At 73.1% G+C, this 22,579-nt stretch carries 22 protein-coding genes; 2 read left to right on the plus strand and 20 right to left on the minus strand.

Features of this window, described 5'->3' with window-relative positions; all coding sequences use genetic code 11:
* From H9X71_RS10110 to H9X71_RS10130, 5 genes are all read right to left on the minus strand, one after another.
* Complete coding sequence (locus H9X71_RS10110; protein WP_191146970.1) at window positions 1–768, minus strand: SseB family protein; 768 nt, start codon at window positions 766–768, stop codon at window positions 1–3.
* Entirely contained in the window at window positions 768–1,514 is a 747-nt protein-coding gene (gene priA / locus H9X71_RS10115; protein WP_191146971.1) for a bifunctional 1-(5-phosphoribosyl)-5-((5-phosphoribosylamino)methylideneamino)imidazole-4-carboxamide isomerase/phosphoribosylanthranilate isomerase PriA, read from the minus strand. The genes H9X71_RS10110 and priA overlap by 1 nt, the downstream gene beginning before the upstream one ends.
* A 68-nt stretch (window positions 1,515–1,582) precedes the next feature.
* Window positions 1,583–2,224, minus strand: coding sequence for an imidazole glycerol phosphate synthase subunit HisH (gene hisH, locus H9X71_RS10120; protein ID WP_191146972.1), 642 nt, complete (start codon window positions 2,222–2,224; stop codon window positions 1,583–1,585).
* Entirely contained in the window at window positions 2,221–2,829 is a 609-nt protein-coding gene (gene hisB, locus H9X71_RS10125) for an imidazoleglycerol-phosphate dehydratase HisB (RefSeq protein WP_191146973.1), read from the minus strand. The genes hisH and hisB overlap by 4 nt, the downstream gene beginning before the upstream one ends.
* A 120-nt stretch (window positions 2,830–2,949) precedes the next feature.
* Window positions 2,950–3,345, minus strand: a complete 396-nt coding sequence (locus tag H9X71_RS10130; RefSeq protein ID WP_191146974.1) for a hypothetical protein — start codon at window positions 3,343–3,345, stop codon at window positions 2,950–2,952.
* Window positions 3,346–3,705: 360 nt separating this feature from the next.
* Between H9X71_RS10130 and lexA the strand changes: the two genes are divergently transcribed.
* Window positions 3,706–4,386 (plus strand): transcriptional repressor LexA, encoded by a 681-nt coding sequence (gene lexA, locus H9X71_RS10135; protein WP_191146975.1) that lies wholly within the window; start codon window positions 3,706–3,708, stop codon window positions 4,384–4,386.
* 73 nt (window positions 4,387–4,459) lie between these two features.
* Here the strand turns inward: lexA and hflX are convergent, their stop codons facing one another.
* The gene (gene hflX, locus H9X71_RS10140; RefSeq protein WP_191146976.1) at window positions 4,460–6,025 is read right to left on the minus strand and encodes a GTPase HflX; all 1,566 of its coding nucleotides are present in this window, start codon (window positions 6,023–6,025) and stop codon (window positions 4,460–4,462) included.
* Window positions 6,026–6,066: 41 nt separating this feature from the next.
* On the opposite strand from hflX, the gene H9X71_RS10145 reads away from it, so the two are divergent.
* Entirely contained in the window at window positions 6,067–6,693 is a 627-nt protein-coding gene (locus tag H9X71_RS10145; RefSeq protein ID WP_191146977.1) for a class I SAM-dependent methyltransferase, read from the plus strand.
* 77 nt (window positions 6,694–6,770) lie between these two features.
* Here the strand turns inward: H9X71_RS10145 and dapF are convergent, their stop codons facing one another.
* From dapF to H9X71_RS10215, 14 genes are all read right to left on the minus strand, one after another.
* Window positions 6,771–7,649, minus strand: coding sequence for a diaminopimelate epimerase (gene dapF, locus H9X71_RS10150; protein WP_191146978.1), 879 nt, complete (start codon window positions 7,647–7,649; stop codon window positions 6,771–6,773).
* A gap of 9 nt (window positions 7,650–7,658) precedes the next feature.
* Window positions 7,659–8,582 (minus strand): tRNA (adenosine(37)-N6)-dimethylallyltransferase MiaA, encoded by a 924-nt coding sequence (miaA, locus tag H9X71_RS10155; protein WP_191146979.1) that lies wholly within the window; start codon window positions 8,580–8,582, stop codon window positions 7,659–7,661.
* Window positions 8,579–10,174 carry a tRNA (N6-isopentenyl adenosine(37)-C2)-methylthiotransferase MiaB gene (gene miaB / locus H9X71_RS10160; protein ID WP_191146980.1) on the minus strand — a complete coding sequence of 532 codons (1,596 nt, stop codon included), beginning with the start codon at window positions 10,172–10,174 and terminating at the stop codon, window positions 8,579–8,581. The genes miaA and miaB overlap by 4 nt, the downstream gene beginning before the upstream one ends.
* A gap of 50 nt (window positions 10,175–10,224) precedes the next feature.
* The gene (locus H9X71_RS14935) at window positions 10,225–11,277 is read right to left on the minus strand and encodes a regulatory protein RecX (RefSeq protein WP_244961559.1); all 1,053 of its coding nucleotides are present in this window, start codon (window positions 11,275–11,277) and stop codon (window positions 10,225–10,227) included.
* A 120-nt stretch (window positions 11,278–11,397) separates the two neighbouring features.
* A complete protein-coding gene (gene recA, locus H9X71_RS10170; protein ID WP_191146981.1) occupies window positions 11,398–12,483 on the minus strand; it encodes a recombinase RecA in 1,086 nt (361 codons plus the stop codon).
* Between the two features lie 265 nt (window positions 12,484–12,748).
* Window positions 12,749–12,973, minus strand: a complete 225-nt coding sequence (locus tag H9X71_RS10175) for a DUF3046 domain-containing protein (protein ID WP_191146982.1) — start codon at window positions 12,971–12,973, stop codon at window positions 12,749–12,751.
* A gap of 116 nt (window positions 12,974–13,089) precedes the next feature.
* Complete coding sequence (locus H9X71_RS10180; protein WP_012298599.1) at window positions 13,090–13,398, minus strand: helix-turn-helix domain-containing protein; 309 nt, start codon at window positions 13,396–13,398, stop codon at window positions 13,090–13,092.
* A 139-nt stretch (window positions 13,399–13,537) separates the two neighbouring features.
* Complete coding sequence (locus H9X71_RS10185) at window positions 13,538–14,059, minus strand: CinA family protein (protein ID WP_191146983.1); 522 nt, start codon at window positions 14,057–14,059, stop codon at window positions 13,538–13,540.
* A complete protein-coding gene (gene pgsA, locus H9X71_RS10190; RefSeq protein WP_191146984.1) occupies window positions 14,056–14,679 on the minus strand; it encodes a CDP-diacylglycerol--glycerol-3-phosphate 3-phosphatidyltransferase in 624 nt (207 codons plus the stop codon). Before pgsA ends, H9X71_RS10185 begins: the two co-directional genes overlap by 4 nt.
* A 2-nt stretch (window positions 14,680–14,681) precedes the next feature.
* A complete protein-coding gene (locus tag H9X71_RS10195; RefSeq protein WP_191146985.1) occupies window positions 14,682–17,534 on the minus strand; it encodes an FtsK/SpoIIIE family DNA translocase in 2,853 nt (950 codons plus the stop codon).
* Between the two features lie 77 nt (window positions 17,535–17,611).
* Entirely contained in the window at window positions 17,612–18,844 is a 1,233-nt protein-coding gene (locus H9X71_RS10200; protein WP_191146986.1) for an ABC transporter permease, read from the minus strand.
* Window positions 18,841–19,548, minus strand: a complete 708-nt coding sequence (locus H9X71_RS10205) for an ABC transporter ATP-binding protein (protein WP_191146987.1) — start codon at window positions 19,546–19,548, stop codon at window positions 18,841–18,843. Before H9X71_RS10205 ends, H9X71_RS10200 begins: the two co-directional genes overlap by 4 nt.
* Window positions 19,545–20,582: an efflux RND transporter periplasmic adaptor subunit gene (locus H9X71_RS10210; protein WP_191146988.1), complete on the minus strand. Its 1,038-nt coding sequence runs from the start codon at window positions 20,580–20,582 to the stop codon at window positions 19,545–19,547. The genes H9X71_RS10205 and H9X71_RS10210 overlap by 4 nt, the downstream gene beginning before the upstream one ends.
* 269 nt (window positions 20,583–20,851) lie before the next feature.
* Window positions 20,852–22,528 carry a ribonuclease J gene (locus H9X71_RS10215; RefSeq protein ID WP_191146989.1) on the minus strand — a complete coding sequence of 559 codons (1,677 nt, stop codon included), beginning with the start codon at window positions 22,526–22,528 and terminating at the stop codon, window positions 20,852–20,854.
* Window positions 22,529–22,579 lie beyond the last annotated feature (51 nt).

The following is a 22,579-nucleotide window of genomic DNA, read 5'->3' on the forward strand; positions in this document are numbered from 1 at the left end:
TCAGCCGGCGGAGGTGATCCGGAGGCCCATGCTGTCGACGCGGTCGGCCAGCACCGCGCTCCGCGACCAGTCCGCCTGCAGCCGGGCGAGCAGCGCGTCGAGCGCCGCGCGGTCGAGGCCGTCGACGAGCGCCAGCGTGATCATCAGCTCGGGGCCCTCGAGGCGCGCGCGGGGATCGCCCGGCGCGGTGCGGAGCCCCACCACGGCGGGCTCCTCGACGACGCTCGCCTCGAGCGCCGCGGCCACCTCGGGGTCCTCCGGGCTCGGGATCCACGGCAGCGACCGCGCGACCGCCCAGACCGCGGGACGGCGGAGGACGAACTCCGTCTCGGACATCGGATCCAGCACCACGAGGTCGGTCTCCTCGCTCGCCGCCGCCAGGGCGACGCGCACGGCGTCTGCCGGCACGGGACGCGCGGCGGGGTTCCACCGGCCCATCGCCTGCACCGACGTGAACACCGGCATGACGGTGCGCCCGTCCGGACCGGCCACGGTGATGATCGACAGCTCGGCGCTCTTGTCGACCTTCAGGCCGTGCTCGCCCTCGCCCTCCTCGCCGAGGCGCGCGACGAGCGGGATGAGCAGCCGGGCGTCGCGCAGCGCGTCGACGACGGCCGCCGGGCCGACCTCCCCGCGTCCGTGGCGGGCGAGCGCGTCGGACAGGGCCGGCGGCGCGGATCCGTCGTCACCGGGGAACGCGGTCGGCTCGAACGACCGGCCGGCCCAGGGCGTGCCGGCGGAGTCGGCGTGCGGCGTGGAGCCCGTCATCACTCCCCGGCGACGTCGAGCGCCTGGCCGAGCGTGAACGCGCCCGCGTAGAGGGCCTTGCCGACGATGGCGCCCTCGAGGCCGAGCGGCACGAGCTCGCGGAGCGCGGCGATGTCGTCGAGGCTCGAGATGCCGCCGGACGCGACGACCGGGCGCTCGGTGCGCTCGAGCACGTCGCGGAGCAGGTCGAGGTTCGGACCCTGGAGCGTGCCGTCCTTGGTGACGTCGGTCACGACGTAGCGCGCGCAGCCGGCCTCCTCGAGGCGCTCGAGCACCTCCCAGATGTCGCCGCCGTCCTTCGTCCATCCGCGCGCGGACAGTGTGCGCCCACGGACGTCGAGCCCGACCGCCACGGCCTCGCCGTGCTGCGCGATGACGCTGGCGGCCCACTCGGGGTTCTCGAGCGCCGCCGTGCCGAGGTTGATGCGCGTCGCACCGCTCTCGAGCGCCACGTCGAGCGAGCGGTCGTCGCGGATGCCGCCGGACAGCTCGATCTGCACGCCGTCGATGGCCCGGATCACGCGGGAGATGACCTGCAGGTTGTCACCGCGGCCGAACGCGGCGTCGAGGTCGACGAGGTGCAGCCACTCGGCGCCCTGCTCGGCCCAGTCGCGGGCCGCGTCCACGGGATCGCCGTAGCCGGTCTCGGTGCCGGCCGCGCCCTGGGTGAGGCGCACGGCCTGGCCGCCCGCCACGTCGACGGCGGGCAGGAGGGTCAGGCGGGGGGTGCTGGTGAACTCGCTCATGGGGCCTTCCATCGATCGGGCATGCGGACGTGCGGACCGTCGACGACGGCGCGTGCGGGTGGTGCGGGTCAGGCGGCGCGCAGGGTGCCGAGCCAGTTGGCGAGCAGCCGGATCCCTGCCGTCCCCGACTTCTCGGGGTGGAACTGCGTCGCGGAGAGCGGGCCGTTCTCGACGGCCGCGACGAACCGCTCGCCGTGGGTGGCCCACGTGACACGGGGCGCGGGCAGCGGCGGCAGCGGGTCGATGCCCCATGCGCGCGCGGCGTACGAGTGGACGAAGTAGAAGCGCTCGTCCTCGAGGCCCGCGAACAGCGCCGACCCCTCGGGGGCGTCCACGCGGTTCCAGCCCATGTGCGGGAGCACGTCGGACTCGAGGCGGTCGACGGTGCCGGGCCACTCCCCCAGGCCCGCGACGTCGACGTCGCGCTCGACGCCCCGGTCGAACATGACCTGCATGCCGACGCAGATGCCGAGCACCGGGCGGCCGCCGGCGAGTCGCCGGTCGACCACGCGGTCGCCGCCCGCGGCGCGCAGGGCCGTCATGACCGCGGAGAACGCGCCGACGCCGGGGACCAGCAGTCCGTCGGCCTCGTGGGCGCGCTTCGGATCGCCGGTGAGCTCGACGTCGGCGCCGGCCAGCTCGAGCGCCTTCACGGCGGAGTGGACGTTGCCGCTCCCGTAGTCGAGGACGACGACGGACGGCCGCGTCACAGCGCGCCCTTGGTGGAGGGGATGCCGGACACCCGCGGGTCGAGCTCCTTGGCCTGGCGGAACGCGCGCGCGAACGACTTGAACTCCGCCTCCGCGATGTGGTGCGGGTCGCGCCCTCCGAGCACCGTGACGTGCACGGTGAGGCCCGCGTGGAAGGTGATGGCCTCGAACACGTGGCGGACCATGGATCCCGTGAAGTGGCCGCCGATGAGGTGCATCTCGAAGCCGGCAGGCTCGCCCGAGTGGACCAGGAATGGCCGACCGGAGATGTCGACGACCGACTGGACGAGGGCCTCGTCGAGCGGCACCAGCGCGTCGCCGAACCGCGCGATGCCGGACTTGTCGCCGAGCGCCTGGCGGATGGCCTGACCGAGGACGATGCCGACGTCCTCGACCGTGTGGTGCACGTCGATGTGCGTGTCACCCGTGGCGGTGACCTTCAGGTCGGTGAGCGAGTGCTTCGCGAACGCGGTGAGCATGTGGTCGTAGAACGGCACGGACGTGCTGATCTCGGAGGCGCCGGTGCCGTCGAGGTCGAGCTGGAGGTCGATGCTGGACTCGCTGGTCTGCCGCGTGACGTGCGCGGTGCGCGCGAGGGTGCTCATGGGTTCCATGCTACCGACCGACCGGCGACGCCCGGCCTCGCTCCCGGCCGCCACCGGGGGCGAGGCGCACGCCGCCCACCGTCACGCAGCATGCCGCGCGCGGACGACCTCGGGACGGGATCAGCGCGTGTACTGCGCCGGGACCGCGAGCTGCTGGCCCGCGGCGACGTCCGACGTGGGCAGGCGGTTCAGGTCGACGACGGACGCGATGACGTCGCGCGGATCTGCGGACGGCGCGATCTCCTCTGCCAGGTCCCACAGGGACTGACCGCTCGACACGGTGACGTACTCGAAGGCCGTGCCCGAGGCGTCCTTCGACGCGACGGCCGCGCCGCCGTTGAGGGCGACGAGCCCGGCGCCCAGCGCGAGCGGCGCGGCGACGAGCGCCGTGAGGACGAGGCGGCCGCGGCGCGTGATGCGCAGGCGCGTGCGGGGCGCGACGGCGACCTCCCTGACGGGGGCGGCGGACGCTGCGACGTCGGTGACGGACGCGGTGTGTGCTGCTGCGGTGTTCATGGTGACCTCTCGTGCGAGACGGTGGGGCGTCGATGCGACGCGCCCGGCGGTGCAGTGCGGTACGGCATGCGATGCGGGTCGGGCAGCTCGCACCCGGCTCTCGGCCGGGAGAGCCGGGTGCGAAGCTGTGTTCCGAACATACATTCGAAACCAGCCCTCCGCAAGCCCTGATCGCCCCGATCCGGCCTCCGGACCCGCGACACGCTCGAACAGGTGTTTGTACGAGGTGCGCGGGCTGGATACAGTTTCGAGTGCCTGGTGTCCATTCCACCGGGCACCACCGACATCGCCCCGCGAGGGCGTCGGCCCGCCGGGTCGACGAGCCGCCCGAGGCGTCGGCGACGAGAGGCGGGCCGTGGCATGACGGACGAGCGAGCAGCGGGAGGCGGCGCGACGAGGCGCCGCAAGAGCCTCAGCGACAAGCAGATCTCGATCCTGGAGTTCATCCAGCGCACGATCGCCGGCCAGGGCTACCCGCCGAGCATGCGCGAGATCGGCGATGCCGTCGGCCTCGCCTCGCTGTCCAGCGTCACGCACCAGCTCAACCAGCTCGAGCTGTCCGGCTACCTCCGCCGCGACCCGAACCGGCCGCGCGCGCTCGAGGTCCTCATCGACCTGCCCGGCAGCGGCGCCACGGAGAGCGGCGAGCCGTCGACGCCCGTGGGCGACGCCGCCATGGTGCCGATGGTCGGCCGCATCGCGGCGGGCATCCCCATCACCGCGGAGCAGATGGTCGAGGAGGTCTTCCCCCTCCCCCGCCAGCTCGTGGGCAAGGGCGACCTCTTCATGCTGCGCGTCGTCGGCGACTCGATGATCGACGCGGCCATCTGCGACGGCGACTGGGTCGTCGTCCGCCAGCAGAAGACGGCCGAGAACGGTGACATCGTCGCGGCCATGCTCGACGACGAGGCCACCGTCAAGGTCTTCCGCCAGCGCGACGGCCACACCTGGCTGCTCCCGCGCAACAGCGCCTTCGAGCCGATCCTCGGCGACTTCGCCGAGGTCGTCGGCAAGGTCGTGGCGGTCATGCGCTCGGTCTGATCCCCGCACGACGCACGAGAGCGGCCGGTCCCCCAGGGGGCCGGCCGCTCTCGTGCGCGGGGCGCGGGGCGGATCAGACCGCGGGCGCCACCGCGTAGGCCTGGACCTGCGCCTCCTGCTCGGCGGTGACGAGCGCCCGGACGCGCGTGCCCTCCTCGACGTACGAGGTCTCGAGCACCTTCGCGCCGTCGTGCAGCATCGCGACGACCTCGCCGTGCTCGAACGGCACGAGCAGGTCGACCTCGATGGTCGGCTGCGGGAGCAGCTCGGCGATGCGGCGGCGCAGCTCGTCGACGCCCTCGCCCGTGCGGGCGGAGACGAAGACGCCCTGCGGCGCCAGTCCGCGGAGCACCACGCGATCGTCGTCGGACGCGAGGTCGCTCTTGTTGAAGACGACGATCTCGGGGATGTCCGAGCCGTCCACCTCCGCGATGACCTCGTGCACGGTCGCGAGCTGGGCCGCGGGGTCCGGGTGCGAGGCGTCCACCACGTGCACGAGCACGTCGGAGTCGGCGAGCTCCTCGAGCGTCGACCGGAACGCCTCGACCAGCTGGTGCGGGAGGTTGCGGACGAAGCCGACGGTGTCGGCCAGCGTGTAGAGCTGCCCCTGGTCGGTCTCCGTCTTGCGGACCGTGGCGTCGAGGGTCGCGAACAGGGCGTTCTCGACGAGCACGCCCGCCTTGGTCACCCGATTGAGGAGCGACGACTTGCCGGCGTTGGTGTAGCCGACGATCGCGACGGACGGGACCGCGTTCCGCTCGCGGTTGGCGCGCTTCGTGTCGCGAGCCGGCTTCATCCCGGCGATCTGCTTCCGGAGCTTGGCCATGCGCGTGTTGATGCGGCGGCGGTCGAGCTCGATCTTCGTCTCACCGGGTCCGCGGGATCCCATGCCGGCACCCGCGCCGCCGACCTGGCCACCGGCCTGGCGCGACATCGAGTCGCCCCATCCGCGCAGACGCGGCAGCAGGTACTGCAGCTGCGCGAGCTCGACCTGCGCCTTGCCCTCGCGGCTCTTGGCGTGCTGGCTGAAGATGTCGAGGATCACGGCCGTGCGGTCGATGACCTTGACCTTCACCACGTCCTCGAGCGCGCGCCGCTGGCTGGGCGCGAGCTCGGTGTCGGCGATGACGGTGTCCGCGCCGACCGCGGCCACGAGGGCACGCAGCTCCTCCGCCTTGCCGCTGCCGAAGTAGGTGCTGGGGTCCGGGGTGGGACGGCGCTGGAGGAGGCCGTCGAGCACCACGGCGCCCGCCGTCTCGGCCAGGGCCGCGAGCTCGCGCATGCTGTTCTCGGCGTCGTCGACCGAGCCCTGCGAGTACACGCCGATGAGGACGACGTTCTCGAGGCGCAGCTGCCGGTACTCGACCTCGGTGACGTCCTCGAGCTCGGTCGAGAGCCCGGCGACGCGACGCAGCGCCTGGCGGTCGGCGCGCTCGCTCTGGTCGCCGTCGGACCCCTGCTCGGTGTCGGGGGACGCGGACAGCGCCTGCGCGCCGGATCCGCGGAAGAGGGCGTAGCCGGCGGACCGGTTCTCGGCCCGGGCGAGGACGCGCGCGACGACGTCATCCCCGATGGTGCTCTCGGTGGACGTCGTCGTCGTGTCCGTGGACTCGTGGTCGTGCTCGTCGTGCGTGATCATGTGCTCCCATCGTAGCCTCGGCGTCCGGTATCGTCCCGGTCATGGCCGACGCGCATTACTTCTCCTCGGCGCCGGCCGGACCCCTGCGCACCCGCACGATCACGGTCGAGCTGGGCGGACGGACGGTCGACGTCGAGACCGCGGGCGGCGTGTTCAGCCCCGAGCACGTCGACCAGGGGACCCTGGTCCTGCTGCGCAGCGTCCCGACGCCTCCCCGTGAGGGTCACCTGCTGGACGTGGGCTGCGGCTGGGGTCCGGTGGCGCTCGATCTGGCGATGCGGTCGCCGTCGGCCACCGTGTGGGCGGTCGACGTGAACGAGCGTGCTCTCGAGCTGACGCGGGCGAATGCCCGGTCCCTCGGTCTCGAGAACCTCAACGCCGTGCTGCCCGGGGATGTTCCCGCCGGGCTCTCGTTCGCCACCGTGTGGTCGAACCCGCCCATCCGCGTCGGCAAGGACGCGCTGCACGGCATCCTGCTCGACTGGCTGCCCCGCCTCGCCGTCGACGCCGACGCGTGGCTCGTGGTGCAGCGGAACCTCGGATCCGACTCGCTGCAGCGCTGGCTCGTCGACACCCTGCCCGAGGAGCTCGCGACGACGCGCGCCGCGTCGGACAAGGGCTTCCGGGTGCTGCGCGTGCATCGCGCGGCGGACGGCGCCGGCTCCTAGACCGCCTCCGCACCTCGCCGACCGGGTGACGGGCGCCGGGCCGGCGCTGCGCCGACCGCCCGCGCCCGACGCCCCGGTCAGGCCAGCGCGACCACGCCGTCGAAGACCAGCTCCGCCGGACCGGAGAGGCCGACGTGCTCGCCGTCCTCGGTGGGGAACATCCGCACGCCGAGCACGCCGCCCGGGAGCTGCACGCGCCACTGGTGCGGCGCGGCGGCTCCCGCCCAGTGCCGCGTCGCGAGGGCGGCCGCCGCGGCGCCGGTGCCGCAGCTCAGCGTCTCGCCGCTGCCGCGCTCGTGCACGCGCATCGAGATGTGGCCGACGCCGTCGACCACCAGCGGATCGGCGGGGACGACGAGCTCGACGTTCGCGCCCTCGGCGGGCTCGGGGTCCAGATGCGGGACGAACGCGAGGTCCGCCTCGGCGAGCTCGTCCTCGCTGGAGAGCGCCACGACCACGTGCGGGTTGCCGACGTCGATGCCGAGCCCCGGCCGCGCGACCTGGAGGTCCTTAGCGCGCACGAGCGGCTCGCCGCCCGCGAGGGCCCAGCGGCCGAGGTCGACCTGGAACCCGGATCCGCTGCGCTGCACGTCGCGGACGCCGGCGCGCGTGCCGATCGGGACGGTGCGTCCCGGCGGCAGCTCGATGAGGCCGTTCTCGATGAGGAACAGCGTGAACACGCGGATGCCGTTGCCGCACATCTCGGCGGGGCTGCCGTCGACGTTGCGGTAGTCCATGAACCACTCCGCGTCCGGGTCCTCGTCGAGGGCCGCGCGGCCCTCCGGGATGCGGCTGGAGAGCACGGCGCGGATGGTGCCGTCGGCGCCGATGCCGAAGTGGCGGTCGCAGAGCGCCTGCACCTGGGTGTCGGTCAGGTCGATCTCGCCCGCGGGATCCGCGAACAGCACGAAGTCGTTGCCCGTGCCCTGGCCCTTGGTGAACTGCAGGTCTGCCATGCGGTCAGCCTACGGGCGCGCCGCGGGGAGGGCGTCGAGGGCGTGCTCCAGGAGGCGGTCGTCGCGCGCGTCGAGCCGCACGGCGTCGGCGTAGCGGCCGAACCACGACACCTGCCGGCGCGCGTACCTCCGCGTGAGGGCGCGCGTCTCCTCCACGGCCTCGGCCTCGGTCAGCTCCCCCGCGATCTGGCGGGCGGCCTGCGCGTAGCCGATCGCCCGCGAAGCCGTGACGCCGTCCGCCAGTCCCCGGGGCAGCAGACCGGCGACCTCGGAGACGAGCCCGTCGGCCCACATGCCGCCCACGCGGTCGTCGAGCCGCGGCACGAGCTCCTCGCGCGGCAGCGTGAGCGCCAGGATCCGCGCCGGATGCCACGCGCGCGGCTCGGCCGTCTCACGCTCCGGCTGCGGTCCCGTCAGCTCGACGACCTCGAGCGCGCGGACGAGGCGTCGGCCGTTGTGCGCGCCGATGCGCTGCGCCGCGGCCGGGTCGAGCTCCCGGAGGCGACGGTGCAGCATGCCCGGCCCGGTCTCCTGCAGCTCCCGCTCGAGGCGCTCGCGCACCTCCGGATCCGTGCCGGGGAACTCGTAGTCGAAGAGCACGGACGAGACGTAGAGCCCGGATCCGCCGACGAGGAGGGGGACGGCTCCGCGATCGAGGATGTCGGCGATGACCCGCCGCGCCTCCTGCTGATACGCGGCGACGGTGGACTCCTCCGTGACGTCGAGCACGTCGAGCAGGTGGTGCGCCACGCCGCGCCGCGCTGCCTCAGCGAGCTTGGCCGTGCCGATGTCCATGCCGCGGTACAGCTGCATGGCGTCGGCGTTGACGATCTCGACCGCCCGGCCGTCGGCGCGCAGGCGGTCCGCGAGGTCGAGGGACAGCGACGACTTGCCGGTGCCGGTGGCGCCGACGACCGCGATGATCGGGGTCACGCCCGGTGGCGGGGGTGCGACGAGGGGGCTTCCCCCGCGAGGTCGGAGCGCGTGGGCGCCTGCACGCGGAGCGAGGGCAGGCCCAGCGAGACGCGGGGTGCGCCTCCGGACGCGGCGGCGCCCGCCGGTGCCGGGACGCCGCAGGAGTCGGCCTGGGCGCGGTCGAAGGCGTCGCCCGCGCGGGTGCGGCGGATCCTCAGCGGCGCCTGGTCCGTGGAGTCGGCGATGAGGTGGAAGGGCGCCGCGCGCGTGATCTCGACCTCGACCGCGTCTCCCGGTCGCGGCACCGCGCTCCCGGCGGGCACCTCCAGGTGGACGAGCCGGCCGTCGCGCGCCCTCCCGGTGACGCGATGGGTGTCGCCGTCCTTGCGTCCCTCGTGCGCGCTCACGAGCACCTCGACCGTGCGGCCGACCGTGCGCTGGTTCTCCTCGTGGCTGATGCGCTCCTGCAGCGCGGCGAGCCGCGCGTAGCGGTCCTTGACCACGGCGGCCGGCACCTGCTCGTCCATCGTCGCGGCCGGCGTGCCCGGGCGGATGGAGTACTGGAACGTGAACGCCGACGCGAAGCGGGACGCCTCGACCACGCGGAGGGTCTCCTGGAAGTCCTCCTCGGTCTCGCCCGGGAAGCCGACGATGATGTCGGTCGTGATGGCGGCGTCGGGGATGCGCGTGCGCACCCGGTCGAGGATGCCGAGGAAGCGCTCCGACCGGTAGGACCGCCGCATGGCCTTGAGGATCCGGTCGGAGCCGGACTGCAGCGGCATGTGCAGCTGCGGCATGACGGCGGGCGTCTCCGCCATGGCGTCGATGACGTCGTCCGTGAAGGCGGCCGGGTGCGGGCTGGTGAAGCGGATGCGCTCGAGGCCCTCGATGGCGCCCGCGGCGCGCAGCAGCTTGCCGAACGCCTGCCGGTCGCCGAACTCGACGCCGTAGGAGTTGACGTTCTGGCCGAGCAGCGTGACCTCGACCGCGCCGTCGTCGACGAGGGCTTGGATCTCGGCGAGGATGTCGCCCGGTCGGCGGTCCTTCTCCTTGCCGCGGAGCGCCGGCACGATGCAGAACGTGCAGGTGTTGTTGCACCCGACCGAGATGGAGACCCAGCCGCTCGCGATCTCGTCGCGCTTCGTGGGCAGGGTCGACGGGAAGGTCTCGAGGCTCTCGAGGATCTCCATCTGCGCCTCACCGTTGTGGCGCGCGCGATCGAGGAGAGCCGGCAGCGCACCCATGTTGTGCGTGCCGAAGACGACGTCCACCCACGGCGCCTTCTCGAGGACGGTGGCGCGGTCCTTCTGCGCGAGGCAGCCGCCGACGGCGATCTGCATGCCCTCGTGCCGGCGCTTCACGCCCGCGAGGTGGCCGAGGTTGCCGTAGAGCTTGTTGTCCGCGTTCTCGCGGACGGCGCACGTGTTGATGACGACGATGTCGGCCTCGGCGCCCTCTGCGGAGACGTAGCCCGCCGCCTCCAACGAGCCCGTGAGCCGCTCGGAGTCGTGCACATTCATCTGGCAGCCGTAGGTGCGCACCTCGTAGGTGCGCGGGCGTTCGGCGGACGGCGGGACGGCGACTCGGACGGACTCGGCGACGGTGCTCATGATGCGCCAATCCTACGTGCGGCCGACTCTCGCCCTCCCCGTCCGGCGGCTCAGCGGAACCGCACCCGCGAGGATCCGCGACGCGTCGCCAGCGCGGCCTTCGCCGCGTCCCGGACGACCTGGCCGCCGTAGCCGCGCCGCATGAGGAACGACGTGAGCCTCCGCTCGGCCGTCTCGTCGTCGTAGGAGGACAGCTGCCCCACGCGCTTCATGGCGACCTCGGTGGCGCGCGCGAGCTCGTCGTCCGGCTGCTCGGCCATGGCTTCCTCGATGACGAGGGGGTCGAGCTTGCGCCGGCGCATCTCCATCTCGACGGAGCGACGGCCGAGGCCCTTGCGGTCGAGGTGCGTGTGCAGGATCTGCTCCGCGAGCGCGGCCTCGTCGATGTACTGCAGCGAGACGTAGCGGGCGAGCGTCTCCTCGGCGATGTCGGGATCGATCTCCGCCCCCGCGAGCACCTCGCGAGCCTCCGCGAGGGACAGCCCTCGTCCACGGAGTCGGTTGGCGAGCACGTTGTCGGCACGGCGCCGTTGACGCTCGGGCGTCCGCTCGGCTGCGCGCTCCTCCTCGGCCTCCGCCTCGCGCCGCTCGTCCTCGACGCGGTCCTCCTCGAGCCGCAGCATGTCCTGGCGGTAGGCCTCGTCCTGCTCGGCCTTGGCGCGGGCGCGCTCGGCACGCTCGCGCTCCTCGCGCCATGCGGCGGGCGTCTCGTCCGCCGCAGGCTCGGGCTCGGCGACGGCGGCCTCCGTCCACGAGCCGGTCGCGGCATCGGCGGCTCCCCGCGCGGCCTGCGCCTCCGCCACGGCCAGGACGCGCCGGGCCTCGGCGATGCGCTCCTGGGCGGCCAGCGCCCGGCCCGCCTCGGACGCGTCCACGGCGGCGCCGATGGTGACGATGCCGTCGACCTCGGTGACCGTGCGTCCCCGGGCCGGGTGCGTGGGTTCGGCACGCGGAGCGGCCGGCTCGTCGACCGGAGCCTGCGGCGGCTCCGACGGGCGTGAGGCGGCGCGGCGGGACCGCCGGTCGGCGAGGGACGCGACGGGCGCGACCTCGTCGGGGCCGGGGCCCGTGCCCTGCTCGTCCTCGGAGGGGAATCTGACCATGGTGCTTCCGTCCTCAGGTGGCCGACGCGGATGGCACGGTGCGTGCATCGCGGCGTCGGGCCGGTGTCGTGCGGAGGGCGGGGCGCGTCATCCGACGCGCCCCGCCGGTCGTGCGCCGGGTCAGGCGCTCTTGCGCGCGGACGCCTTGGGCGCCACGGCGGCGACGGGAGCCGGAGCCGCATCGGCCGCGACGGCCTCCGCGTTCGGGTCCTTCACGAGGCCGAGCTTGACCTTGATCTTCTGCTCGATCTCGGCGGCGATCTCCGGGTTGTTGAGGAGGTGCTTGCGCGAGTTCTCCTTGCCCTGGCCCAGCTGGTCGCCGTCGTACGTGTACCAGGCGCCGGACTTGCGGACGATCTCGTGCTCGACGCCGAAGTCGATGAGGCTGCCCTCGCGGCTGATGCCCGTGCCGTAGAGGATGTCGAACTCCGCCTGCTTGAAGGGCGGCGCCATCTTGTTCTTCACGACCTTGACGCGCGTGCGGTTGCCGACCGCATCGGTGCCGTCCTTCAGCGTCTCGATGCGACGGATGTCGAGACGGACCGACGCGTAGAACTTCAGCGCTTTGCCGCCCGCGGTGGTCTCGGGGCTGCCGAAGAAGACGCCGATCTTCTCGCGGAGCTGGTTGATGAAGATCATGGTGGTCTGCGTCTGGTTGAGCCCGCCGGTGAGCTTGCGGAGCGCCTGCGACATGAGCCGGGCCTGGAGGCCGACGTGCGAGTCGCCCATCTCGCCCTCGATCTCGGCGCGCGGCACGAGCGCCGCCACGGAGTCGATGACGACGAGGTCGATGGACCCGGAGCGCACGAGCATGTCGGCGATCTCGAGGGCCTGCTCACCCGTGTCGGGCTGGGAGACGAGGAGCGCGTCGATGTCGACGCCGAGCTTCTTCGCGTACTCCGGGTCGAGCGCGTGCTCTGCGTCGATGAACGCCGCGATGCCGCCGGCGCGCTGCGCGTTGGCGATCGCGTGCAGCGTGAGCGTGGTCTTGCCCGAGGACTCCGGGCCGTAGATCTCGACGATGCGTCCGCGCGGGAGGCCGCCGATGCCGAGCGCGACGTCCAGCGCGACGGAGCCGGTGGGGATGACGGCGACGGGGGCGCGCTCGTCGCTGCCCAGGCGCATGACCGAGCCCTTGCCGAACTGCCGGTCGATCTGTGCGAGCGCGGTCTCGAGGGACTTCTCGCGGTCTGCCGATGATGCCATGGGGTGCTCCTCGTGTCGAAGGTGGGTTGCCTGCAGGCTGTCGCTCCGCTCCCGCTGGCCGCGGGTCCGGCGCCGACAAGGCGACGGGTGATCTCCGCGAGGTGCACGTTATGCGGCGCCGCCGACATCGCTGCCGGAGGGGCCGGACCTGTGCAGTCCGCGCTTCGAATCGCTCCTGTGGGGAGACTACGCGCGTTCGAAGGGATATTCGAACGACGCGCCGCAGAGGGCGACCGGATCCGGGTCGATCAGCGGCGGCCGGGCGTCAGGGACGCGGCTCGGGCACGCCGGCGCCGTTCCAGCGCGACCGCGGCACGTCCTGCGCGCGGCACAGGGCCAGCCACACCTCGCGGGCGGGCGTGCCGTCCTTCAGCGCCTGCGCGCACGTGCGGCCGCCGAGCTCGCCGAGCACGAGGTCCGCGACGAGGACCGGCCCGTAGCCGGCGCCGAACTCGTCGGAGACGGCCCGCTGGAACTCGCTCAGTCGCATGCCCTCACGCTACCCGCTGCGCCGGACGCCTCGCCCCGAGCGCGGGCCCGTGACGACGACGCCCCGCCCGTCACGAGGACGGGCGGGGCGAGGCGGGAGGTCGTGGGCCGGGTGGCTCAGCGCGCGACGAGGTCGCTGTCGAAGCCGGCGACGAGGTCGTCCGGGATGGTGTCGGGGATGGGGTTGAGCCCCTCGATGACGGCGAGCCGGTCGCCGACCTCGCGCATGATGACCGAGATGGGCGTGTCTAGCGCATCGGCGACCGACGCGAGGATCTCGCTCGACGCCTCCTTCTGCCCCCGCTCGACCTCGCTGAGGTAGCCGAGCGCGACGCTGGCCTTGCTGGCGACCTGACGGAGCGTGCGCCCCTTCTGCAGGCGGAAGTCCCGAAGGACGTCGCCGATCTCCTGACGGACTAGAACCACGGGACCCTCCTCGTTGCGCCTGGTGCCTGATCGAACCGGAGGTCCGGGGCTGATGCGTGAGCATCTGGCCGAGGACCCAGGCTAAGCAGGGGCACTGGGCGTTGCTTGTGAACCTGATTACGACAACGCGGGATCCGCGTCAGATGTTCCCGCCGGGATCGAGCGCCTCGACGAGGGCCGCGAGGGCCTCGTGGACGACGCCCGCGCGCACCTGCTGGCGGTCGCCCTCGAGGTGCAGCGCGACCGCGCGCGAGTCGCCGTCGAGCGACAGACCGACGAACGCGGTCCCCGGCTGCTGGCCGTCCTGGGGATCCGGCCCCGCGGCGCCCGTCGTGGACACGCCGACGTCGGCGGGGCGGCCGTCGACCGCGCAGGCCTGACGCACGCCGCGCGCCATCTGCCGCGCGACGTCCGGGTGGACGGCGCCGTGGACCGCGAGGATCGAGGACTCCACTCCGAGGATCGTGCGCTTGAGCGCGGTGTCGTAGGAGACGATGCCGCCCGAGAGCGCCCGCGACGCGCCGGGCACGCCCACGAGGGCGGCCGTGAGGAGCCCGCCGGTCAGCGACTCGGCGACGGCCAGCCGGCGTCCCGTCGCGACGAGCGCCGCGATGACGCGCTCGGCGAGCTGCTCGTCCGTGGGCGCGACGGCGGCGCTCACGACGCGCGCTCCGCCCGAAGCGCCTGCCGCATGTAGTCGAGGCCGGAGAGGACCGTGAGGAGGAACGCGATCGACATGAGCACCGTGTTCACGACGTGCATGCCGTCCCCCACGACGCCCCAGAGCGGGAGCAGGGCCACGCTGATGGCCACCGCCTGCGCGACGGTCTTCGCCTTGCCGCCGCGGGACGCCGCGACGACGCGGTCGCGGAGCACGGCGAAGCGGTACGCCGTGATGCCCAGCTCGCGCACGAGGATCACGATGGTCACCCACCAGGGCAGCTCGCCGAGCACCGACAGCATCACGAGCGCCGCGCCCGTGAGCACCTTGTCGGCGATGGGGTCGAGGAGCTTGCCGAGGTCGGTGACCAGGTTGCGGCTGCGCGCGATGTGCCCGTCCACGCCGTCGGTCGCGATGGCGACGATGAAGAGCACCGCGGCGGCGTAGCGGAGCGGGCCGTCCGCGCCGTCGTCCGCGGCGAGGAGGACGACGAAGACGGGGGCCAGCAGGATCCGCACGATCGTGAGGACGTTCGCGACGTTCCAGGGGCTCGCCGGGGAGTCGCCCGCGCGCCAGACGCGCGGTGCCCCGGTGGCGCCCGATGCGGTGCGATCGGCCATGGTCAGTCCCTGCCCGTCAGGCCCCAGGCGTCGTCGTCGCCCTCGGCCTCCACCTGCTCGTACGCGTCCAGGTCCTTGTGCAGCGGATCCGACGGGTAGCGGTCGCCGTCATCCGGCTCCCCCGCGGCGACGGCGGCGGGAGCAGCGGCGGCCGGCGCAGGAGCGGCGGGCGCGGCCGGCGTCTCCCCGCGCAGCGTCGCCAGGACGCCCGGCAGCTGCTCCGCGGAGACGAGGACGTCGCGGGCCTTGGATCCCTCGGACGGGCCGACGATCTCGCGCGCCTCGAGGAGGTCCATCAGGCGACCGGCCTTAGCGAACCCGACGCGCAGCTTCCGCTGCAGCATCGACGTGGATCCGAACTGCGTGCTCACGACGAGCTCGGCGGCCGCGAGCAGCACCTCGAGGTCGTCGCCGATGTCGGCGTCGATCTCCTTCCTCTCGGCGGCGACCGCGACGTCCTGGCGGTACTCCGGCCGGGCCTGGCGGGTCACGTGCTCGACGACCTTGGCGATCTCCGCCTCCTGCACCCACGCGCCCTGCACGCGGACCGCCTTGTTGGCGCCCATGGGGAGGAAGAGGCCGTCGCCCTGGCCGATGAGCTTGTCGGCGCCGGGCTGGTCGAGGATGACGCGGGAGTCGGTCATGCTCGACACCGCGAACGCGAGTCGGGACGGGACGTTGGCCTTGATGAGGCCCGTGACGACGTCGACCGACGGGCGCTGCGTCGCGAGCACCAGGTGGATGCCGGCGGCGCGCGCGAGCTGGGTGATGCGGACGATCGAGTCCTCGACGTCGCGCGGCGCGACCATCATGAGGTCGGCGAGCTCGTCGACCACCACGAGGAGGTAGGGGTACGGGCGGAGCGTGCGCTCGCTGCCCTCGGGGAGCACGATGGACCCGCTCGTGACGGCCTTGTTGAAGTCGTCGATGTGGCGGAAGCCGAAGCTGGCGAGGTCGTCGTACCTCATGTCCATCTCCTTCACCACCCACTGCAGCGCCTCGGCCGCCTTCTTCGGGTTGGTGATGATGGGCGTGATGAGGTGCGGGACGCCCGCGTAGATGGTGAGCTCCACGCGCTTCGGGTCGATGAGGACCATGCGCACGTCGCTCGGCTTCGCGCGCATGAGGAGCGAGGTGATCATCGAGTTGACGAAGCTCGACTTGCCGGAGCCGGTGGATCCCGCGACCAGGAGGTGGGGCATCTTCGCGAGGTTGGCGATGACGTAGCCGCCCTCGACGTCCTTGCCGACGCCGATGGTCATGGGGTGCGCGCTGTTCGTCGCGGCGGACGACCGGAGCACGTCGCCGAGCGACACGATCTCGCGGTCGGTGTTGGGGATCTCGACGCCGATGGCGCTGCGGCCTGGGATGGGCGAGAGGATGCGGACCTCGTTGGAGGCGACGGCGTAGCTGATGTTCTTCGCGAGCGCGGTGACGCGCTCGACCTTCACGCCGGGCGCGAGCTCGAGCTCGTAGCGCGTGACCGTCGGGCCGCGCGAGAAGCCGGTGACCGTCGCGTCCACCTGGAAGTTGGTGAGCACCTCGGTGAGGGCGCGCACCACCTCGTCGTTGACGGACGAGCGCGACTTGGCGGGCGTGCCGGGCGACAGGGTGCTCGCGGCGGGGAGGCGGTAGGGCGCCTGCGGGGCGTCGGACTCCCCCGAGACGACGGCCGCGTCCGAGCCGTCGTCCTCGAAGCCCGGGAGGACGGCGGGCTCGTCGTCGTCGCGGATGCCCGTGGGGTGCACGGGGACGGAGGGCAGGATCGCGGTGGCCGTGGCGTCGACGGGCTCGGCGAGGTCGATGCGGCGCGTCGCCGCGTCGTCGCCCGCGAAGGCGCCGGGCTCGGGGCGGGAGGCGTCGGGATCCACCGTGCGGTCGATGACCGTGGTGGGCGCCTCGGCGGCGGACCGGGCGGGCACGTCCTCGCGGTCGTCGGATCCCGCGTGCGGGGCGAGCACCGGGCTGTCGAACGCGGGGGCGTCCTCGCGCTGGCTGCGGTTGCGGCGCCACCAGGGGAGGCTGTCGGTGTCGACCGGGCCGTCGTCGTCGAGGCCCTCGAGCTCGACCTGCTCCGTCGCCTGCGCCTTGCGGGCCGCGCGCTCGGCGGCACGCTGCTCCTCGTCCACGAGCGGGGCGCCGAAGAGGTACGAGTACAGCTCGCGCAGGCGCATGCCCACGCGGTTCGGCGGCGTGCGCGTGATGATGAACAGGGAGAGCACGAGCAGGATCCCCGCCACGATGCCCGCACCGATCGGCGTGATGAGCAGGGACAGCGGGGCGGCGAGCACCCAGCCGAGGACGCCGCCGGCGCGGGCGAGCGCGAGCATGCCGTCGCGCGGATCCGGCGCCCCGTTGAAGAGGTGGCAGAGGGCCGCGATGGAGACGAGGAGGAGGCTGACGCCGACGCCGATGCGGCCGTTGTCGCTCACCGACGAGGGGTGGCGGAAGAGCCAGAGGGCGAGCAGCACCATCACGATGGGCAGCGCGAAGGCCACGCGGCCGAAGAGGCCGCCGAACGTGTACGCGTCGAAGGCCATGGCGACGTCATTGAGCGGGTTGAACCACTCCACGACGACCCCCGTGATGGCGAGCACGACGAGCAGGAAGGGGATGCCGTCCCGGCGCTCCTCCTTCGCGAGCCTCTCCGGACCGAGGGCGCGGAACAGGGCGCCGGTGGCGTGCGCGAGGCCCATCCACGCGACGACGAGCGGGCCGCGCCGCTCCGACTGCACGGGGTAGGCGACGGTCTGCTGCTTCGTCTCGGCGGCGCGCCCCTTGCGCGGGGGCGTGGCGCGCGGCGCGGGCGAGGAGGTCTTCCCGGCGCGGCTGGTCGACCTGGTGCTCGTAGCCATGCGACCCACGTTATCCCGCGCCGCCGTCCCGAGCGGTCCGCCTGGCCGGGCGGGACGCGCGCCGCCCGGCCGCGGCATCAGTAGCGGATCGCGTCGATGACGGACACGCGCACGGCGACGAGCGCCGGGAGCAGCCCCGCGACCGCGCCGACGGCGAGCGAGGCGCCGAGCCCGAGGAGCGCCGCCGAGAGCGGGAACGGCGGGAACTCGGTGACGCCCGAGGCGACGAACGAGAGGATCCACGGGTTCTTCACGATCGCGACCGCCGCCATGACGCCGACCACACCCGCGGCGACCGTCGCGACGATGCTCTCCATCATCACGGCGAAGAACACCCGGCCCGCGCTCGCCCCGAAGGCGCGGCGCACTCCTATCTCCCGGATCCGCTGCTTCACCGTCACGAGCGAGATGTTGACGAGGCCCAGTGCGCCCAGGAGGAGCACGAGGCCGGCCACTCCCCCGACGAGGATCTTGATCGCGAGCAGCGGGTCGTAGTCGTACGTCCCCCAGTCACTGCGGGCGACGCTCACCTGCAGCCCCTCGGGCGCGGTCGCCGCCACCTGCGAGGTGATGGACGCGGTGAGCGCGTCGGCCTCGGCCTCGGGCACCCAGAACTCGGCCTGCGGCCCCATCGCGTCGAGCGCGTCGTCGGTCATGAGCCGCTCGGCGTCGGAGGCCTGCAGGTAGATCGTCGGCGGCTCCTCCGCGTACAGCGCGGGCACGGATCCCACGACGACGCCCACGAGGTCCGACCGCTCCCCGTGCAGCACGGAGGAGGGGTGCGACGCGATGTCGGGCGACCCCAGCTCCGCGAGGAACGCGGGGTTCACGACGAGCGCCGGCGCCAGGCGGTCCGCGTCCCGCTCGTCGAACCAGCGGCCGTCCGTCACGTCGACGCGACGCATCTCGCCGTATTCGCGGTCGACGACGACCGTCTGCACCTGGACCTGGCCGCGGGCGAAGTCGACCGGCACCGTCGTGGAGCCGATGATCGTCGACCAGGTGATGCCGTACCGGTCGGCGACGTCCGCGAGGAGCGTGCGCTGCTGGGCGTAGGACAGGCCCTGGCCCGTGGCGGAGTAGGCGGACACCGACAGCGCGGCGGGACGGCCGGACTGCCGCTCCATCTGCTCGGTCTGCGCCTGCTGCACGACGGCGCCGAGGCCGACGACCGACGTGATCGCCGCCACCGCGACCGCGACGCCGACGAGGGACAGCATCACGCGCGTGCGGTGGATCCGGAGCTCGGCCCACGCCTCCACGACCGCGCCCACGAGGCCGGTCGCCGTGCGCGACAGCCAGCCCGTCACGCGAGGGCCCCGCGGGTGAGCGCCTCGGCGGGTGCGAGCACGCCCATCTCGAGCCGGTGGTGCCGGTCGGCGCGTGCGGCGACGGTCGGGTCGTGCGTGATGGTGACGAGCGCCGCGCCGGACGCGTGCGCGACCTCGGCGAGGAGGCTCATCACGGTCGCGCCCGTCTCGATGTCGAGGGCGCCCGTGGGCTCGTCGGCGAGGATCAGGCGCGGTGAGCGGACGAGAGCGCGCGCGATGGCCACGCGCTGCTGCTCGCCGCCGGACATGGTCTCCGGCATGGCGTCGACGCGGTGGCCGAGGCCGACCCGCTCGAGCATGTCGGCCGCGATCGCGGCGCGGCGCCAGAAGGTGCGGCCCGTGGAATAGAGGAGCGGCGTCATCACGTTCTCCCGCGCCGTCCGTCCCTGGAGGAGGGCGAACTGCTGGAAGATGAAGCCGATGTCGCCGCCGCGGGCCCGGTCGCGCCGGGCGCCCGAGACGCGCGCCATGGGCACGTCGTCGAGGAGCACCTCGCCGGTGGTGGGGGTGTCGAGCAGGCCGAGGATGTTGAGCAGGGTCGACTTGCCGGATCCGGAGCGGCCGACGATCGAGACGTGATCGCCCACCGAGACGTCGAGGTCGACGCCGTGCAGGATCGTCAGCGGCTCGTCGTCCGGCCGCAGCACGGTGCGGGTCACCTGCTCGAGGCGGATGAGGCTCATCCGCCGTACCCGCCCTGCATCGTCATGCCCTCCTCCTCCGGGACGGGCGCGCCGGGCACGAACTCGAGCACCATGTCGCCCTCCTGGAGGCCGGAGGTGATCTGCACGACCTTCCCGTCGCTGATGCCGAGGCCGACCGCGCGCTCCTCCGGTGCGCCGGACTCGGAGGGCAGCCACACGTTGCCGGTCTCGGTGAGGCCCTCGACGGCGGTCGTGGGCAGGGTCAGCACGTCGGGCGCCTCGCCCGCGGGGACGGTGATCTCGGCGGCGAGCCCCGGGAACACGCGCGTCCCGACGGGCACGGCGCACGAGACGGTCGCGCCCGTGGACGCGGCGGCGCCGGTGGATCCCTCCCCCGGGCCGCCGGACGCACCGGCGCCCGCGCCGGCACCCGCGCCCTCGGCGGACGACGCGGCGGGCTGGCCGACGCGCAGGTCCGCGCACTCGAACGGGGCGGGACCTGAGGTGATGGCGACCGTCGCGGTCGTCGGCTGCGTCACGAGCCGGTACTGCTCCTCGGCGGTGAGGGGCGCGGTCGCGCGGAAGGTGGGCGGCGCGATGAGGCCGACCGCGTCGCCGACGGACACCTCCTGGCCGACCAGCACGCCGAGCTCGACGAGCGATCCCGCGGCCTTCGCGGTGACCGTCTCGGTGACGACCTTGGGCTTCGACGGGGTGACCGTGCCGTCCGCGGCGACCACCGGATCCACCGGCGTCTCCTGGCGGATGACGAGGATCGGGTCGCCCGCCGCGAGCGTGGCGCCCTGGCCGGCGACGAGCTTGGACACCTTCCCCTGCAGCGTCGCCTTGACGGGCACGTCGGGGTCGGGCTGGATGCTGCCCTTCACGGTCACGTCGTTGACGACGGTCGCGATGGACGCCGCCACCTGCGACTCCACCACGGACCCGGTGGGGACCTGCGCGACCTCCTCCGCCGCCTGGCCGAAGAACGCCATGCGCACGAGCGCGACGGCGATGGCGGCCAGCACGACGAGCCTCGTGATCGGGAGGATCCATCTCCGCCAGACGCCCACAGCCGCTCCTTCCCCGGCGTCCCCCAGCGGTCCGTCCGGTCGCCTCCGACGCTAGGTGCGCGGCCCGGCGCGGCGGGTCGGCCGCGGGGATGACATGCCCACCCCCGACAGGGGGCCGCCCGGAGGAGGCCACCCGGGACGACCGGACGAGCGGGACGACCGGACGAGCGGCGCGGCACCCGAGCGCGTCCGCCGGGGACGACGGAGGGGGCGGGGTCTCCCCCGCCCCCTCGGGACGTGCAGCGCGCCGCCTCCCAGCGGCGTCCGGCCTACGCCTCGATGACCACCGGGATGATCATCGGACGGCGGCGGTGCGACGAGTTGACCCAGCGGCCGACCGTCCGGCGCACGACCTGCGCGTACGCGTGCGTGTCGCGCGTGCCGTTGGCCGCGGCCTCCGCGAGCGCCTTGATGACGAGCGGCTTGACGCTGTCGAACACCTTCGGGTCCTCGGCGAAGCCGCGGGCCTCGATCTCGGGGCCGACGACGACCTTGCCGGTCTGCGCCTCGACGACCGCGATGATCGTGACGAAGCCCTCCTCCGACAGGATGCGGCGGTCCTTGAGGTCGGCCTCCGTGATCTCGCCCACGGTGGAGCCGTCGACGTACACGTAGCCGATGTCGAGCTGGCCGGTGACGCGCACCTTGCCGGCCGTCATGTCGAGGACGGTGCCGTCCTCCGCGAGGAACGTGTTGCGCTCGGGCACGCCGGTCTGGATCGCCAGCTGCTGGTTCGCGACCAGGTGGCGGTACTCGCCGTGCACCGGGAGGACGTTCCGCGGCTTGAGGATGTTGTAGCAGTACAGCAGCTCGCCGGCCGCCGCGTGACCCGAGACGTGGACCTTCGCGTTGGCCTTGTGCACCACGTTGGCGCCGAGCTTCGTGAGCCCGTTGATGATCCGGTACACCGCGTTCTCGTTGCCCGGGATGAGGCTCGACGCGAGGATGACGGTGTCGTCCTGGCCGATCTCGATCTGGTGCTCCGAGTTGACCATCCGGCTCAGCACGGCCATCGGCTCCCCCTGCGACCCCGTGCTCATGTACACGATCTGGTTGTCGGGCAGGTTGACGGCCTTCTTGGAGTCGATGAGGACCCCGTCCGGCACCTTCAGGTAGCCGAGCTCGGCCGCGATGGTCATGTTGCGGATCATCGAGCGGCCGATGAAGGCGACGCGGCGCTTGTTCGCGGCCGCGGCGTCGAGCACCTGCTGCACGCGGTGCACGTGGCTGGAGAAGCTCGCGACGATGACGCGGCGCGGCGCCTTCGAGATGACGGCCTCGAGGACCGGGCCGATGGAGCGCTCGGTGGGCGTGAAGCCGGGGACGTCCGCGTTGGTGGAGTCCGACAGGAAGAGGTCGATGCCGGCCTCGCCGAGGCGCGCGAACGCGCGGAGGTCGGTGATGCGGTCGTCGAGCGGCAGCTGGTCCATCTTGAAGTCGCCGGTGTGCAGGACGTTGCCCGCCTCGGTCTTGATGGCGACGGCCAGCGCGTCCGGGATGGAGTGGTTGACGGCCACGAACTCGAGCTCGAACGGCCCGAGGCGCTCGCGGTCGCCCTCCTTCACCTGGAACGTGTACGGCTTGATCCGGTGCTCCTTGAGCTTCGCCTCGATGAGGGCGAGCGTGAGGCCGGAGCCGATCAGCGGGATGTCCTGCTTCAGCTTGAGGAGGTAGGGCACCGCGCCGATGTGGTCCTCGTGGCCGTGCGTGAGGACGATGCCCACGACGTCGTCGAGGCGGTCCGCGATGGACGAGAAGTCGGGGAGGATCAGGTCGACGCCCGGCTGGTGCTCCTCGGGGAAGAGCACGCCGCAGTCGACGACGAGGATCTTGCCGTCGATCTCGAACGTGGTCATGTTGCGCCCGATCTCGCCCAGGCCGCCGATGGGCGTGATGCGCAGGGTGCCGGGCTTGAGAGCCGGGGGATCGTAGATGGTCTGGGGCATGGGACTCCTATGTTGACGGTGCGGCCCGATGGGGCCGGCGATGGGAAGTGC

It is taken from the genome of Clavibacter zhangzhiyongii (assembly GCF_014775655.1).
Classification (GTDB): Bacteria; Actinomycetota; Actinomycetes; order Actinomycetales; family Microbacteriaceae; genus Clavibacter; species Clavibacter zhangzhiyongii.

Excerpts from the sequence above, each read along its gene's own strand:
- dapF (WP_191146978.1), bottom strand. The coding sequence starts at position 7,649 with ATGGCAGACCTGCAGTTCACCAAGGGCCAGGGCACGGGCAACGACTTC.
- lexA (WP_191146975.1), top strand. The coding sequence starts at position 3,706 with ATGACGGACGAGCGAGCAGCGGGAGGCGGCGCGACGAGGCGCCGCAAG.
- H9X71_RS10195 (WP_191146985.1), bottom strand. The coding sequence starts at position 17,534 with ATGGCTACGAGCACCAGGTCGACCAGCCGCGCCGGGAAGACCTCCTCG.
- recA (WP_191146981.1), bottom strand. The coding sequence starts at position 12,483 with ATGGCATCATCGGCAGACCGCGAGAAGTCCCTCGAGACCGCGCTCGCA.
- H9X71_RS10130 (WP_191146974.1), bottom strand. The coding sequence starts at position 3,345 with ATGAACACCGCAGCAGCACACACCGCGTCCGTCACCGACGTCGCAGCG.
- miaB (WP_191146980.1), bottom strand. The coding sequence starts at position 10,174 with ATGAGCACCGTCGCCGAGTCCGTCCGAGTCGCCGTCCCGCCGTCCGCC.
- H9X71_RS10175 (WP_191146982.1), bottom strand. The coding sequence starts at position 12,973 with ATGCGACTGAGCGAGTTCCAGCGGGCCGTCTCCGACGAGTTCGGCGCC.
- H9X71_RS10110 (WP_191146970.1), bottom strand. The coding sequence starts at position 768 with ATGACGGGCTCCACGCCGCACGCCGACTCCGCCGGCACGCCCTGGGCC.
- hisB (WP_191146973.1), bottom strand. The coding sequence starts at position 2,829 with ATGAGCACCCTCGCGCGCACCGCGCACGTCACGCGGCAGACCAGCGAG.
- pgsA (WP_191146984.1), bottom strand. The coding sequence starts at position 14,679 with ATGGCCGATCGCACCGCATCGGGCGCCACCGGGGCACCGCGCGTCTGG.
- H9X71_RS10205 (WP_191146987.1), bottom strand. The coding sequence starts at position 19,548 with ATGAGCCTCATCCGCCTCGAGCAGGTGACCCGCACCGTGCTGCGGCCG.
- H9X71_RS14935 (WP_244961559.1), bottom strand. The coding sequence starts at position 11,277 with ATGGTCAGATTCCCCTCCGAGGACGAGCAGGGCACGGGCCCCGGCCCC.
- H9X71_RS10215 (WP_191146989.1), bottom strand. The coding sequence starts at position 22,528 with ATGCCCCAGACCATCTACGATCCCCCGGCTCTCAAGCCCGGCACCCTG.
- H9X71_RS10145 (WP_191146977.1), top strand. The coding sequence starts at position 6,067 with ATGGCCGACGCGCATTACTTCTCCTCGGCGCCGGCCGGACCCCTGCGC.
- hflX (WP_191146976.1), bottom strand. The coding sequence starts at position 6,025 with ATGATCACGCACGACGAGCACGACCACGAGTCCACGGACACGACGACG.
- priA (WP_191146971.1), bottom strand. The coding sequence starts at position 1,514 with ATGAGCGAGTTCACCAGCACCCCCCGCCTGACCCTCCTGCCCGCCGTC.